Annotated in this window: 15 protein-coding genes and 1 other annotated feature; all 15 genes read left to right on the top strand. The window is 43.1% G+C overall.

Annotated elements, in window-relative coordinates; genetic code table 11:
• Nucleotides 1-525: an NYN domain-containing protein gene (locus QZ995_RS20125; RefSeq protein WP_031413192.1), complete on the top strand. Its 525-nt coding sequence runs from the start codon at nt 1-3 to the stop codon at nt 523-525.
• 79 nt (nt 526-604) lie between these two features.
• Nucleotides 605-1,255, top strand: a complete 651-nt coding sequence (gene sigH, locus QZ995_RS20130) for an RNA polymerase sporulation sigma factor SigH (RefSeq protein ID WP_003333816.1) — start codon at nt 605-607, stop codon at nt 1,253-1,255.
• Nucleotides 1,256-1,540: 285 nt separating this feature from the next.
• Complete coding sequence (gene rpmG, locus QZ995_RS20135; protein WP_255193757.1) at nt 1,541-1,693, top strand: 50S ribosomal protein L33; 153 nt, start codon at nt 1,541-1,543, stop codon at nt 1,691-1,693.
• 29 nt (nt 1,694-1,722) lie between these two features.
• Nucleotides 1,723-1,917, top strand: coding sequence for a preprotein translocase subunit SecE (secE, locus tag QZ995_RS20140; RefSeq protein WP_003333814.1), 195 nt, complete (start codon nt 1,723-1,725; stop codon nt 1,915-1,917).
• A gap of 48 nt (nt 1,918-1,965) precedes the next feature.
• On the top strand, nt 1,966-2,502 hold the full coding sequence (gene nusG / locus QZ995_RS20145; protein ID WP_003345138.1) for a transcription termination/antitermination protein NusG: 537 nt from the start codon (nt 1,966-1,968) through the stop codon (nt 2,500-2,502).
• Between the two features lie 169 nt (nt 2,503-2,671).
• A complete protein-coding gene (rplK, locus tag QZ995_RS20150) occupies nt 2,672-3,097 on the top strand; it encodes a 50S ribosomal protein L11 (protein ID WP_003333812.1) in 426 nt (141 codons plus the stop codon).
• A 98-nt stretch (nt 3,098-3,195) separates the two neighbouring features.
• On the top strand, nt 3,196-3,879 hold the full coding sequence (gene rplA, locus QZ995_RS20155; RefSeq protein ID WP_003333811.1) for a 50S ribosomal protein L1: 684 nt from the start codon (nt 3,196-3,198) through the stop codon (nt 3,877-3,879).
• Nucleotides 3,880-3,927: 48 nt separating this feature from the next.
• Nucleotides 3,928-4,076, top strand: a sequence feature (ribosomal protein L10 leader region).
• A 28-nt stretch (nt 4,077-4,104) separates the two neighbouring features.
• Nucleotides 4,105-4,620, top strand: coding sequence for a 50S ribosomal protein L10 (gene rplJ, locus QZ995_RS20160; RefSeq protein ID WP_003345139.1), 516 nt, complete (start codon nt 4,105-4,107; stop codon nt 4,618-4,620).
• Between the two features lie 31 nt (nt 4,621-4,651).
• Nucleotides 4,652-5,011: a 50S ribosomal protein L7/L12 gene (gene rplL, locus QZ995_RS20165; RefSeq protein WP_301810507.1), complete on the top strand. Its 360-nt coding sequence runs from the start codon at nt 4,652-4,654 to the stop codon at nt 5,009-5,011.
• Nucleotides 5,012-5,119: 108 nt separating this feature from the next.
• Nucleotides 5,120-5,716 (top strand): class I SAM-dependent methyltransferase, encoded by a 597-nt coding sequence (locus QZ995_RS20170; protein ID WP_301810510.1) that lies wholly within the window; start codon nt 5,120-5,122, stop codon nt 5,714-5,716.
• A 337-nt stretch (nt 5,717-6,053) separates the two neighbouring features.
• On the top strand, nt 6,054-9,590 hold the full coding sequence (rpoB, locus tag QZ995_RS20175; RefSeq protein ID WP_301810513.1) for a DNA-directed RNA polymerase subunit beta: 3,537 nt from the start codon (nt 6,054-6,056) through the stop codon (nt 9,588-9,590).
• 30 nt (nt 9,591-9,620) lie between these two features.
• Nucleotides 9,621-13,238, top strand: coding sequence for a DNA-directed RNA polymerase subunit beta' (gene rpoC / locus QZ995_RS20180; RefSeq protein WP_301810515.1), 3,618 nt, complete (start codon nt 9,621-9,623; stop codon nt 13,236-13,238).
• A 162-nt stretch (nt 13,239-13,400) separates the two neighbouring features.
• Nucleotides 13,401-13,655: a 50S ribosomal protein L7ae-like protein gene (locus QZ995_RS20185; RefSeq protein ID WP_301810519.1), complete on the top strand. Its 255-nt coding sequence runs from the start codon at nt 13,401-13,403 to the stop codon at nt 13,653-13,655.
• A gap of 118 nt (nt 13,656-13,773) precedes the next feature.
• Entirely contained in the window at nt 13,774-14,196 is a 423-nt protein-coding gene (gene rpsL / locus QZ995_RS20190) for a 30S ribosomal protein S12 (RefSeq protein WP_003333803.1), read from the top strand.
• A gap of 51 nt (nt 14,197-14,247) precedes the next feature.
• Nucleotides 14,248-14,718 (top strand): 30S ribosomal protein S7, encoded by a 471-nt coding sequence (rpsG, locus tag QZ995_RS20195; protein WP_003333802.1) that lies wholly within the window; start codon nt 14,248-14,250, stop codon nt 14,716-14,718.
• Nucleotides 14,719-14,739: the final 21 nt, after the last annotated feature.

Raw genomic sequence — 14,739 nt, forward strand, 5'->3', positions numbered from 1 at the left:
ATGGCTAAAAGAAAGAGCAAGCAACTGCTCATTGTAGATGGCTATAACATTATTGGGGCTTGGCCACAGTTGCGCGTCTTAAAGGACCAGGATCAGATGGATGAGGCGCGCGACCTCCTCATTTCTCAATTAGCTGAATACCAAAGCTACTCAGGAATCAAAGTCATCGTAGTTTTTGATGCCTATAAAATACCGGGAATCGGAAGAAAACAGGAAGATTTTAAGATTGAGGTTTATTTTACGAAGAAAAAAGAGACGGCTGATGAAAAAATTGAACGACTAGTTCATGAGTTTTTCGAGAAAAATCGACAAATATATGTAGCTACATCCGATTATACCTCGCAGCGGGTTATTTTTGGACAGGGAGCTCTGCGGAAATCGGCACGAGAGCTGTTATTAGAAGTAGAAAATGCCCAAAAGGAAATTAATCAAACAGTAAAAGAAACAAATGAAGACCAGTATTTTTCACGGATTCCGTTAAATGATGAAATAGCGAAAATCTTCGAAAAATGGAGAAGAGAGTAAAACGCATTTGGTTGACGCTATTTTATCGATTCATGTATAATAACACTATCTTATGTAACCAGGTGTCGGAGGGATAATAGTGAGTGTTGACCTCAAGGAGTTGAAACATACTCAATATGATCTGATGTCCGACGAAGAAGTAGTAGAGTTAGTACGAGAGAACGATGCTGAGGCCCTAGAATACCTGATCAATAAGTACAAAAATTTCGTACGGGCCAAAGCTCGTTCTTATTTTTTGATCGGGGCGGACCGTGAAGATATTGTACAGGAGGGCATGATTGGCCTATACAAATCTATACGGGATTTTAGAGGGGACAAGCTCACTTCGTTTAAGGCATTTGCCGAGTTATGCATTACCCGTCAAATCATTACAGCGATAAAGACGGCAACTAGGCAGAAGCACATTCCTCTTAACTCTTACGTATCGTTGGACAAGCCCATCTATGATGAGGATTCGGATCGAACATTGCTTGACGTGATTTGTGGAACAAAGGTAACTGATCCTGAAGAGCTGTTTATTAATCGAGAAGAATTTGACGACATTGAAGGGAAAATGAGTGAAATTCTTAGCGATTTGGAACGTCAGGTACTGATGCTTTATCTGGATGGACGTTCTTATCAACAGATTGCAGTCGAGTTGGATCGCCATGTAAAGTCTATCGACAATGCATTGCAACGAGTGAAACGGAAATTGGAACGATATCTAGAAGGTAGAGAAGTGCAACTGTAATTTGGAATTTTACAAGGCTGTCTATAGCATGTATTCGGCTATAAACGCAAAAATCCTGTTTTTTGTCGAATTATATTCAAGGAAATATTAGTTAGAACGATAGTGTATAAAATTGTCAAGGCATTTCGTTGACATTAAGCTAGCTGATGTGATAAATTTGTTTGGTAGCCATAGAGTAGATTCTATGGTTACTTCTATGAACATACGGAAAAAAGTAGCGGTTTTTCCCGAGTTTATTTGGGTTGTAGTTATAGTCTTTAGGTAACAGAAAAGATGGAGGTGGCAATGATGCGAGTAAACATTACATTAGCGTGCACCGATTGCGGTGATCGTAACTATATCAGCACGAAGAACAAGCGTACAAATCCTGAGCGCATCGAAAAGAAGAAGTATTGCTCCCGTGATAAAAAGCACACAGTTCATCGTGAAACGAAATAATGATGAACGAGAAGTCTGGAGGTAGCAATATGAATATCTTTTCCAGAACAGGTTCGTTTTTAAAAGATGTTGTCTCTGAATTGAAAAAAGTCCGCTGGCCGAATCGCAAAGAGCTGGTTAGCTATACAACAGTCGTTGTGCTTGCGATTACGTTCTTAGCGGTATTTATGTTTGTGGTGGACTTTGGAATTTCAGAGCTGATCGGTCTTATTATTAAGAAGTAGGTAATATTCGGGTCTTAGGAGGGACGGACGTCTAACGTCCTCGTGGATATGGAAAAAGCGTGGTATGTCGTTCATACTTACTCTGGGTATGAAAACAAGGTTAAAGCGAATCTGGAAAAACGTGTTGAGTCTATGGGCATGGAAGACAAAATCTTTCGGGTGCTTGTTCCTACTGAGGAAGAAGTAGAGAATAAAGACGGTAAAAAACGCACAGTTACCAAAAAGGTATTTCCTGGATACGTGCTTGTTGAAATGGTTATGACGGACGATTCATGGTATGTCGTGCGGAATACCCCAGGGGTCACGGGTTTTGTCGGATCCACTGGAGCTGGTTCCAAACCAACAGCGTTGCTTCCTGAAGAAGCGGATACAATTCTCAAAACAATGGGATTTGAAGCGCCGAAAGTTAGGATCGATTTTGAGCTTCGCGACATGGTTACTGTAAAGGATGGTCCTTTCACAGGTCGTGATGGAGAAATCATTGAAATTCTGGCCGACAAACAAAAAATTCGCGTGCTATTGGATATTTTCGGTCGCGAGACACCAGTTGAATTAGATTATACACAAGTTGAAAAAATGGATTAAGAACTCATCTTGAAAAGTATCGTTTCATATGATACAGTTCTTGATGATTCTAGAATCTGCAGACGAATGCGGTTCTCAATCTCACTACTGATTAACTTACATGGTTTTTTGGTAGAGTGGGAGGGGCGAGTACCCCGCATTACCACACACGAAGAAGGAGGTGTATTACGTGGCTAAGAAGGTAATCCGCGTAATTAAACTACAAATTCCAGCAGGTAAGGCAAACCCTGCACCTCCAGTAGGTCCGGCACTCGGTCAAGCTGGGGTTAATATCATGGGCTTCTGTAAAGAATTTAACGCTCGTACAGAGAGTGAAGCAGGAATGATCATTCCAGTAGAAATTACTGTATTTGAAGATCGTTCTTTCACATTCATTACAAAAACTCCACCGGCAGCAGTTTTATTGAAAAAAGCAGCAGGAATCGAGTCTGGTTCTGGCGTGCCTAACAAAACAAAAGTTGCTACTTTGAAACGTGATAAAGTTCGTGATATCGCGATCTTGAAACAACCGGATCTAAACGCAGCTTCTGTTGAAGCAGCTATGCGCATGGTTGAAGGTACTGCCCGTTCCATGGGTATCGTAATCGAAGACTAATTTGTCTTTGATTGCTTGTTAAGGGTGAGTTACAAGCTTTGGACCTCATCCTGTGGGAGGATTAAACCGCTACGACCACATTGAAGGGAGATTTGCAAATGCCTAAGCATGGTAAAAAATATCTAGAAGCTACAAAGCAGATCGATAAGACTAAAGTTTATCCTGTAACTGAAGCGATCGAGCTAGTGAAAAACGTAGCTTCTGCTAAATTTGATGAAACAGTTGAAGCAGCGTTCCGTTTGGGTGTAGATCCAAAACGTGCTGATCAACAAATTCGTGGTGCTGTTGTATTGCCACACGGTACTGGTAAAGTACAACGTGTTCTTGTATTTGCTAGAGGTGAAAAAGCGAAAGAAGCTGAAGCAGCTGGAGCAGATTACGTAGGCGATGCAGACATGCTTGCTAAAATCCAAGGTGGATGGTTTGAGTTCGACGTTATCGTTGCTACTCCAGACATGATGGGTGAAGTAGGTAAATTGGGTCGCGTATTAGGTCCTAAAGGTCTAATGCCAAACCCTAAAACTGGAACTGTAACATTCGATGTTACAAAAGCAGTTAATGAAATCAAAGCTGGTAAGATCGAATACCGTGTAGAAAAAGGTGGTATCATCCACGCTCCTATCGGTAAAGTATCCTTTGATGTTCAAAAACTAACTGAAAACCTTGCAGCTCTGACAGATGCGCTTAACCGTGCAAAACCAGCAGCAGCTAAAGGTATTTACATGAAGAGCGTATCTATCAGTTCCACTATGGGTCCTGGTGTACGCGTTGATGTAAAATAATTACAGTTGACTTCTGCTAGAGAAGTTGATAATATATAACCTGTTGTTAAAGAGAATATTGTCATGCCGCAGACAGAGGGTGCAATGAACCGATTGGTAAGTTGCTTAATTTCCTTCCGAGGTGTGTACTGTTAATAGATTAGCTCTGTTGATATGTGCCCTCGCGAACGTCTGCGAGGGCATTTTCAATTTACATTAGGATTGATTGCACGGGAGGTGTAACAAATGGCAGAAATTCGTCCAACTGTTATCCGTGAAGAGAAAGCACAAGTTATCAGCGAAATCGCTACTAAGTTACGCGAAAGTCAAACAACTGTAGTAGCTGACTATCGTGGTCTTACAGTTGCTCAGGTAACTGAACTTCGTAAACAATTGCGTGAAGCTGGCGTTGAATTTAAAGTATACAAAAATACTTTGGCTCGTTTAGCTACAGCTCAAGAAAACTTGAGCGATTTGGACCAATACCTTTTGGGACCAAACGTAATTGCTTTCTCCAAAGATGACGTAATTGCTCCTGCGAAGATCATCGCTGACTTCGCAAAGAAAAATGAAGCACTTGAAATCAAAGGTGGAGTTATTGAAGGTAAAGTAGTAGGCGCTGCTGAAATCAAAGCACTTGCTGCACTACCATCTCGCGAAGGCTTGTTGTCTATGCTTCTCAGCGTACTACAAGCACCAGTTCGCAACTTCGCGCTTGCGGTTAAAGCTGTTTCCGAACAAAAAGAAGGCCAAGGTGCCTAATTCGTTATAAGAAAGATTGGAGGACAATAAAATGAATCATGAGCAAATTTTAGAAGCTATCAAAGGTATGTCCGTTCTTGAATTGAACGATCTAGTAAAAGCAATCGAAGAAGAGTTTGGTGTAACTGCTGCAGCTCCTGTAGCTGTTATGGCTGGTGGCGCTGAAGCAGCTGCTGAGCAAACTGAGTTCACTGTTAACCTAGTTAGCGGCGGAGCTTCCAAAATCAACGTAATCAAAGTTGTTCGCGAAATCACTGGTCTTGGCTTGAAAGAAGCAAAAGACTTGGTAGATAACGCTCCTAAAGCTCTTAAAGAAGGCGTTTCTAAAGACGAAGCTGAAAGCATGAAAGCTAAGCTTGAAGAAGCAGGTGCAACTGTAGAAGTTAAGTAATTCTTCTACTGTCTATAGAAAAATCCCCCTTACCTATAAAGGTTGGGGGATTTCTGCTATCTAGGCTTATTTCACCTTAATGAATTGCTTGGGAAAGGAGGCAAGAGGATGAGTGATCATTATTACACAAACCGACCACAATCGGCACATGAGGAAGCTGAATTTGATTTTGAGCTGCGTGGAAAAACCTATCACTTTACTACCGATAGTGGTGTTTTTTCTCGGGAACGAATTGATTTTGGGAGCGTGCTCTTAATAGAAACCATGCAGTTTTCGGAACGTGCACGAGTTCTTGATGTGGGCTGTGGCTACGGTCCGATAGGTTTTGCGGCTGCATCGATAGCTAACAAGGGTCTTGTTACCATGATTGATATAAATGAACGAGCAGTAGCGCTTGCGAAACGGAATGCAGAGCGAAATGGTATTTCCAATGTGGAGATTATGGCCAGTGACCTTTACGAACAAGTAGAGGGTAGAGAGTTTGATGTTATCTTAACCAATCCTCCCATCCGAGCTGGAAAAGAGACGGTGCATCGCATTTTCACGGAAGGCTATAAGCTTTTGGCGCCTGATGGTGAGATGTGGGTTGTTATTCAAAAAAAGCAAGGCGCACCATCTGCTATTAAAAAATTAGAAGAATATTTTCGAGAGGTAGAAACTGTCGAAAAAAGCAAGGGTTATTTTATAATTCGAGCAAAAAAATGACCAAATCTCCTTGACGGGGCATTTCCCTTATGTTAACATTATAAAATGTCAATATGGGTTAAATGTCTAAACTGAGCGATTCCTGATTTGTCAACACCTTTTTATGCTGATTTTTTTGCGTAGAGGGTTAAAGCTGTAAAAGGTTGGGAATTCTTTTAGAATAGAGTTTTTTTATCAAAAATGAGGTTAAATGGTTAACCCATTTTTATTTTTGTGTCTTCAGCGTCTGGTGTTATATTGCTAGATGCTTTCCGTTTTCCTAAATATTAAGAGGGAAGACATGTTGCGGTCAACATCTAATAAAAGGTGTTGCAACAAAAAGTGAGGGGTGAATGAGTTGGCAGGTAAACTGGTCCAGAGCGGTAAGCACCGCCAGCGTCGCACGTATTCTCGAATCAACGAAGTACTGGGGCTACCTAACCTAATCGAAATTCAGCAAAAATCCTACCAATGGTTTTTGGATACTGGTCTAAGAGAAATGTTCCAAGACATTTCGCCAATCCAAGACTTTACTGGTAATTTAGTGCTGGAGTTTATTGATTATAGTCTTGGTGAGCCTAAATACGGCGTAGATGAGTCGAAGGAACGTGATGTAACGTATGCTGCTCCGTTGCGTGTTAAAGTACGTCTTCTAAACAAAGAGACGGGCGAAGTGAAGGAGCAAGAAGTCTTTATGGGAGATTTCCCACTGATGACAGAAACGGGTACCTTCATTATAAATGGAGCGGAGCGCGTTATTGTCAGTCAGCTCGTTCGTTCCCCTAGTGTTTACTATAACACTAAAATTGATAAGAACGGTAAACAGACTTTTAGCGCTACTGTTATTCCGAACCGTGGAGCATGGCTTGAACTTGAAACCGATGCGAAAGATATTATTTATGTGCGTATTGATCGTACTCGTAAAATTCCAGTTACAGTATTACTTCGTGCTTTAGGTTTTGGAACCGATAAAGATATTCTTGACCTGCTTGGTCATGACGAGAAATTCGTTAACAACACGCTTGAAAAAGATAACACCGATTCTACTGAGAAAGCTTTGATCGAAATCTATGAGCGTTTGCGTCCAGGTGAACCACCTACAGTAGAGAACGCGAAGAGCTTATTGATCTCTCGCTTCTTTGATCCAAAGCGCTATGATTTAGCATCAGTAGGTCGCTATAAAATGAACAAAAAGCTCCATATTAAAAACCGCCTATTCAACCAACGTCTTGCTGAGACGCTGATTGATAAAACAACAGGTGAAATCATTGCAGAAGCAGGTCAAATTATTGACCGTCGTGTTCTGGAAAAGATTCTTCCTATGTTGGAGGGTGGCGTAAACTATGTGGACGTACGTACACATGGTGGAGTTCTAGAAAATGAAACGATTACTCTTCAATCTATAGATATCTTTGATGAAGAAGGCAAAGTAGTTAAGGTTATCGGTAATGCGAATATCGATATGTCTGTAAAGCATATTACTCCAGCAGACATTGTTTCGGCAATTAACTATTTTATTAACCTACTACATCGTATAGGTACTACAGACGATATTGACCATTTGGGTAACCGTCGTCTACGTTCTGTAGGTGAATTGTTGCAGAACCAATTCCGTATCGGTCTTTCTCGTATGGAACGCGTGGTTCGTGAACGCATGTCCATTCAAGATCAAAATCAAATTACACCGCAGGCTTTGATTAACATCCGTCCTGTGATCGCGGCAATCAAAGAGTTCTTTGGTAGCTCCCAGCTTTCACAGTTCATGGATCAAACGAATCCGCTTGCTGAGTTAACACATAAACGCCGTTTGTCCGCATTAGGACCTGGTGGTTTGACGCGTGAACGCGCTGGTTTCGAAGTGCGGGACGTGCATCACTCTCACTATGGACGTATGTGTCCGATCGAGACTCCGGAGGGACCAAACATCGGTTTGATCAACTCCCTGTCTACGTTTGCTCGTATTAATGATTACGGCTTTATTGAAACGCCTCGCCGTAAAATTAATCCTGAAACCGGCGTTGTATTGTCTGAGATTGAATACCTGACTGCTGATGAAGAGGATGTATACAACGTAGCTCAGGCGAACCAGCCGCTAGCTGAAGATGGCAGATTTGCTAACGAGATGGTTATTTGCCGCCGTAAAGGTGAAATCCTTAACGTTCCTCGCGATAAGGTAGACTTTATGGACATCTCTCCTAAGCAGGTTGTGTCGGTTGCGACAGCGTTGATTCCGTTCCTTGAGAACGATGACGCCAACCGTGCCCTAATGGGATCAAACATGCAACGTCAGGCCGTTCCTTTGTTAATTCCTCAAGCTCCATTTGTAGGAACTGGTATGGAACATAAAGCAGCGCAAGACTCCGGTGTTGCGGTTGTTGCAAAATGGCCTGGGAAAGTAGAGCGTGTAACAGCTCGCGAAGTAACTGTTAGACGTTATATCGAGGTTGACGGCAAACAAGTTCTTGGAGACCTGGATAAATATAAAATGCACAAATTTATCCGTTCTAACCAAGGGACTTGCATTAACCAACGTCCGATTGTAAAACCTGGTGATATTATCGAAAAAGGCGATATCATCGGTGACGGTCCGTCCACTGAGAAGGGTGAATTGGCACTTGGTCGCAACGTTATCGTAGCGTTTATGACTTGGGAAGGTTATAACTACGAGGATGCGATCTTGCTAAGTGAAAAACTGGTTAAAGATGACGTCTACACGTCCATTCATATTGAAGAATATGAATCCGAAGCGCGTGATACGAAGCTAGGACCAGAAGAGATTACACGCGATATTCCGAACGTAGGGGAAGAGGCGCTGAAGAACCTTGATGAACGTGGTATCATTCGCGTCGGTGCCGAGATCCGCGATGGCGATATCCTTGTTGGTAAAGTAACGCCTAAGGGTGTAACAGAGCTAACAGCGGAAGAGCGTCTATTGCATGCGATCTTCGGTGAAAAGGCACGCGAAGTTCGTGATACATCACTGCGTGTACCGCACGGTGGCTCCGGTATTGTTGTTGATGTAAAAGTATTTACTCGCGACAATGGCGATGAATTGCCTCCAGGTGTTAATCAACTAGTGCGTGTATACATTGCTCAAAAACGTAAAATTTCCGTTGGGGATAAAATGGCCGGTCGACATGGTAACAAAGGGGTTATTGCCCGTATCATGCCGGAAGAAGATATGCCGTTCCTACCGGATGGTTCACCAGTTGAGATCGTCTTGAATCCATTGGGCGTACCATCGCGTATGAACATCGGTCAGGTACTTGAAACACATTTAGGTATGGCTGCTAAATTGTTGGGTATTCACGTAGCGACTCCTGTTTTCGATGGTGCACGTCAAGACGATGTTCTTGATACACTTGAAGAAGCTGGATTAGACCGTGACGGTAAAACCCTTCTATACGATGGCCGTACAGGTGAATCATTCGATCGCCGTGTAACGGTAGGTTGCGTGTACATGCTGAAACTGGCTCACTTGGTTGACGATAAGATTCATGCTCGTTCAACTGGACCATACTCTCTTGTTACGCAACAACCATTGGGTGGTAAAGCTCAATTTGGTGGTCAGCGCTTTGGGGAGATGGAGGTATGGGCGCTTGAAGCATACGGTGCCGCATATACTCTGCAAGAGATCCTCACCGTTAAATCTGACGATGTTGTTGGTCGTGTTAAAACGTACGAAGCGATCGTTAAAGGTGAAAACGTACCAGAACCGGGAGTTCCAGAATCATTCAAAGTATTGATTAAAGAACTTCAAAGCTTAGGTATGGACGTAAAAATCCTCTCTGGAGACGAGCAGGAAATTGAAATGCGCGAAACCGATGATGAGGATGAAGGAACTGGAGAAAAGTTAAATCTCTTACCTGAAAGCATAGGCGCACAAGATGAGTAAGATTCCGGTACAAGAGGGAGGTAACGCCCTGTGATTGACGTCAATAATTTTGAATATATGAAGATTGGTTTAGCTTCTCCCGATAAGATCCGTTCGTGGTCTTTCGGGGAAGTTAAAAAACCTGAAACAATTAACTACCGTACCCTGAAGCCTGAGAAAGATGGTTTGTTCTGTGAACGTATTTTCGGACCAACCAAGGATTGGGAATGTCATTGCGGTAAATACAAGCGCGTTCGTTATAAAGGTGTAGTCTGTGATCGATGCGGCGTTGAGGTAACTCGTGCAAAAGTGCGTCGTGAACGTATGGGACACATTGAGCTTGCTGCTCCTGTTTCCCACATCTGGTATTTCAAAGGTATCCCAAGCCGCATGGGTCTGGTACTGGATATGTCTCCGCGTTCCCTTGAGGAAGTTATCTACTTCGCTTCTTATGTAGTAGTAGATGCCGGGGATACTCCTTTGGACAAAAAACAACTTTTGTCTGAAAAAGAATACCGTAACTACCGCGAGAAATATGGTCAATCCTTCCAAGCAGCAATGGGTGCTGAAGCAATTCGCCGTTTGCTAGCTGAAATTGATCTTGAAAAAGAAGTAAGCACTCTGAAGGAAGATTTAAAAACTGTACAGGGTCAACGCCGTACTCGTGCGATTAAACGTTTAGAGGTGCTGGAAGCATTCCGCAACTCTGGTAATCGCCCTGATTGGATGGTACTTGACGTATTGCCTGTAATTCCTCCAGAATTGCGCCCGATGGTACAGTTGGATGGTGGACGTTTTGCGACATCTGACCTGAATGACTTGTATCGTCGTGTGATCAACCGCAACAACCGTCTAAAACGCCTCCTTGAACTTGGCGCGCCAGACATTATCGTACAAAACGAAAAACGTATGCTACAAGAAGCAGTGGATGCGTTGATTGATAACGGTCGTCGCGGACGTCCTGTTACTGGTCCTGGTAACCGTCCATTGAAATCCTTGAGTCATATGCTTAAAGGTAAACAAGGTCGTTTCCGTCAAAACCTGTTGGGTAAACGTGTTGACTACTCTGGTCGTTCCGTTATCGTAGTAGGACCGAACCTTCGCATGTACCAATGCGGTCTACCTAAGGAAATGGCGTTGGAACTGTTCAAGCCTTTCGTAATGAAGGAGCTTGTAGCAAAAGGCCTAGCTCATAACATTAAGAGTGCAAAACGTAAAGTTGAGCGTATACAGCCTGAGGTATGGGACGTATTGGAAGAGGTAATCAAGGAACATCCTGTATTACTAAACCGCGCTCCTACCTTGCACCGTTTGGGTATTCAAGCATTTGAGCCGGTATTGGTTGAGGGACGTGCGATTCGTCTGCATCCGCTCGTATGTACTGCTTATAACGCTGACTTTGACGGTGACCAAATGGCGGTTCACGTACCATTGTCTGCAGAGGCACAAGCTGAAGCTCGTATCCTAATGCTTGCTGCTCAAAACATCTTGAACCCGAAAGATGGTAAACCAGTTGTAACACCTTCTCAGGATATGGTGCTTGGTTCTTACTATCTGACGCTGGAGCGCAGAGGAGATGTGGGTGAAGGTTCTATCTTCCGTGACCCTGCTGATGCGATTGCAGCTTATGAGAATGCATATATCACGCTGCAAACACGTATCCTTATTCCGGCTAAGAGCTTGAACAAAACTTCATTTACGGAAAAACAGCAGGATGCATTGCTAGCAACTACGGTAGGTAAAGTAATCTTTAATGAAATTTTTCCTCCAGAGCTGCCATACATCAATGCGCCTACTAGAGATAACCTTCAGAACCAAGTTTCTGATGAGTACTTTATGTTTGAAAAAGGTCAGGATACCACTGCTTTTATTAAGAGCTTGAAGGATCCGGGTGCTGTTAAAAAAGGCTTCTTGGGAACAATCATTGCTGAATGCTTCCGTCGCTTTGGAACAACCATGACCTCTGAAATTCTTGATAAAATAAAAGAATTGGCATTTAAATATTCAACAAAAGCTGGTATTACGATTGCCGTTGCCGATATCGTAGTTCCATCTGAAAAACAATCCATTCTTAGCAGTGCTGACGAGAAAGTAAATGCGGTAATGACGCAATTCCGTCGTGGTTTAATTACCGAAGACGAGCGTTATGACCGTGTTATCTCCATCTGGTCAAAAGCTAAAGATGAAGTAACTGACGTTCTCATGAAATCCATGGATCAATTCAATGCGATTTACATGATGGCTAACTCCGGAGCCCGCGGTAACGTGTCCCAGATTACTCAGCTAGCTGGTATGCGTGGTCTGATGGCAAACCCGTCAGGTCGAATCATCGAGTTACCGATCAAATCCAACTTCCGTGAAGGTTTAACGGTATTGGAATACTTCATCTCTACGCATGGTGCGCGTAAAGGTTTGGCCGATACAGCCCTGCGTACTGCCGACTCAGGTTACTTAACTCGTCGTCTGGTAGACGTAGCGCAAGACGTTATCGTTCGCGAAGAAGATTGCGGAACAGATAAAGGTATTCGCGTAAGTGCTATTAAAGATGGTAAAGAAGAAATCGAAAAGCTGTCTGACCGATTGGAAGGTCGTACTTGCTTTGAAACTGTTCGTCATCCTGAAACTGGTGAGATCCTTGTTCATCGCAATGAGGAAATTACTGAGGAGATGGCTGAATTAATCGTTAAGCTTGGCATTCAAGATGTATACATTCGTAATGTACTTGCTTGCCGCACAAGTCACGGGGTCTGCAAACGTTGCTATGGCCGTAACCTAGCAACAGGAGCAGAGGTAGAGATCGGTGAAGCAGTAGGTATTATTGCTGCACAATCTATCGGTGAACCGGGTACACAGTTGACAATGCGTACGTTCCATACCGGTGGGGTAGCAGGGGACGATATCACGCAAGGTTTGCCGCGTATCCAAGAGTTGTTTGAAGCTCGTAACCCGAAAGGTCAAGCGGTTATCACCGAAATCGACTCAGAAGTGGTTAGCATCCGTGAAGATAAAGATAAACGCATCATCGAGGTTCGCGGTGAAGCAGAGAACAAAGAATACGCAGCGCCATACGGTGCACGTATCAAGGTATCTGTTGGCCAAAAACTAAATGCCGGTGATGAGTTAACAGAGGGTTCTGTAGACCCGAAAGAAATGCTGAAAGTACGAGGTCAGCGCGGTGTATCCAACTACATCCTGCAAGAGGTTCAGAAAGTTTACCGTATGCAAGGGGTAGAAATCAACGACAAGCACGTTGAGGTAATGATTCGTCAAATGCTTCGTAAATTGCGTGTCATTGATAGTGGAGAAACTGATCTGTTGCCAGGTTCTTTCGTAGAAGTTCATGAATTTGAGCAAGCCAATGCGAAAGTGCTTATGTCTGGTAAGAGCCCAGCAGTTGGACGCCCAGTGTTGCTTGGTATCACAAAAGCATCCTTGGAGACAGATTCCTTCTTGTCTGCAGCATCCTTCCAAGAAACAACACGTGTTCTTACAGATGCAGCGATTAAGGGTAAAGTAGATAAGCTTCTTGGATTGAAAGAGAACGTAATTATTGGTAAGCTGATCCCGGCTGGTACCGGTATGAACCGTTATCGCAACTCAAGACTCTTAAATCGTGAACAAGCAGAAGGCAATTCTGACGTACTAGAAGCAGTGTCAGTAGAATCTTAGTTTGCTAATTGATAAAGAGGCGTTTCCTCTCTGGGGAAACTGCCTCCTTATCAATTTAATAGAAAGTAATTTTTATAGAATAATAGGTTGACTTCTATAAAAATAGCTGGTATGATACTTGAGTGTGCCTGATACTCAATTACTTTGGAGGATATGATCATCATGTCTTATGAAAAAGTAGAGTGGGCAAAGGAGTTAACGATCGGTATTAATCAAACCACCAAAGCGATCGAACACGGACTTGTTGAGGAAGTGTTTCTGGCTAAGGATGCAGATAGACGTTTAATACAAAAGATCGCACTTCTATGTAAAGAAAAGGGTGTTCCCGTCAACTTTGTTGATTCCATGAAGCGCTTAGGTAAAGCGTGTGGAATACAGGTTGGGGCAGCCGCTTGTGCAATAAAAAAGAGTGGTTAAGTCATGTTTTTGTTGAAGAACCGTGCGTTTTTCTGGCAAAGGCATCTTATTTTGCCCATATGTGATTCACCTGGATCTGTGGTCTTACAATAAAGAATGAGGAAGGAGGAAAAAGATCATGCCTACAATTAACCAATTAGTGCGCAAAGGTCGTAAAGATAAAGTCGTAAAGTCTAAGTCCCCAGCTCTACAAAAAGGGTACAACAGCTTTAAGAAATCTCAAACGAACCAAAGCTCGCCTCAAAAACGTGGTGTATGTACTCGTGTAGGTACAATGACACCTAAAAAACCGAACTCCGCGCTTCGTAAGTATGCTCGTGTACGTTTAACTAACGGAATCGAGGTTACAGCTTACATCGGAGGTATCGGTCACAACCTTCAAGAACATAGTGTTGTACTAGTTCGTGGTGGTCGTGTAAAAGACTTACCAGGGGTACGTTATCATATCGTACGTGGTGCGCTTGATACTGCGGGTGTTAACAACCGTATGCAATCTCGCTCCAAATATGGTACAAAACGTCCGAAGGCTGCAAAAAAATAATCACGTTGCGTGATTACATTATAATAACTCTAGGAAAAGGAGGGAAACTTGATGCCGCGTAAAGGTCCAGTTGCTCGACGCGACGTATTGCCAGATCCAATTCATAACAGCAAGTTGGTTACTCGTTTAATCAACCGTTTGATGTTGGACGGTAAACGTGGAGTTGCGCAAAATATCCTATATAACTCGTTTGACATCATTCAAGAACGTACAGGACGCAACCCTATGGAAGTGTTCGAAGAAGCTCTTAAAAACATCATGCCTGTACTTGAGGTAAAAGCTCGCCGTGTAGGTGGTGCTAACTACCAAGTACCTATTGAGGTTAAACCTGAGCGTCGTACGACTCTTGGTCTTCGTTGGTTAGTTAACTACGCTCGTCTTCGTGGTGAAAAAACTATGGAGCAGCGTTTGGCTAGCGAAATTATGGATGCAGCAAACAGTACTGGTGCAGCTGTTAAGAAACGTGAGGACACTCACAAAATGGCTGAAGCAAACAAAGCGTTTGCACACTATCGCTGGTAGAATGCAAAGCGGGTATCTGAA

It is taken from the genome of Brevibacillus laterosporus, assembly GCF_030489605.1.
Taxonomy (GTDB): Bacteria; Bacillota; Bacilli; order Brevibacillales; family Brevibacillaceae; genus Brevibacillus_B; species Brevibacillus_B laterosporus_E.